Here is a 241-nt window from a genome sequence, read left to right as displayed (position 1 = left end):
CCTACGGACCCTTTAAACCCAATGATTCCGGATAACGCTTGGACCCTCCGTATTACCGCGGCTGCTGGCACGGAGTTAGCCGGTCCTTATTCTTACGGTACCGTCAAGGCAGAACACGTTCTGCTGTTTCTTCCCGTACAAAAGCAGTTTACACACCATAGATGCTTCATCCTGCACGCGGCATGGCTGGTTCAGGCTTGCGCCCATTGACCAATATTCCTCACTGCAGCCTCCCGTAGGC

1 rRNA gene is annotated in these 241 nt (G+C 53.9%); it reads right to left on the bottom strand.

Going from position 1 to position 241, the window contains the following annotated elements:
• Positions 1-241, bottom strand: a 16S ribosomal RNA gene (locus tag ACTHS4_RS12440); the annotation flags it as partial.

The organism is Neisseria sp. P0014.S009, from assembly GCF_051958155.1.
In the GTDB taxonomy this organism is placed as follows: domain Bacteria; phylum Pseudomonadota; class Gammaproteobacteria; order Burkholderiales; family Neisseriaceae; genus Neisseria; species Neisseria flavescens_C.
Note: the sequence above shows the minus strand (reverse complement) of the source record. Positions and strands in the feature narration are given on the sequence as shown.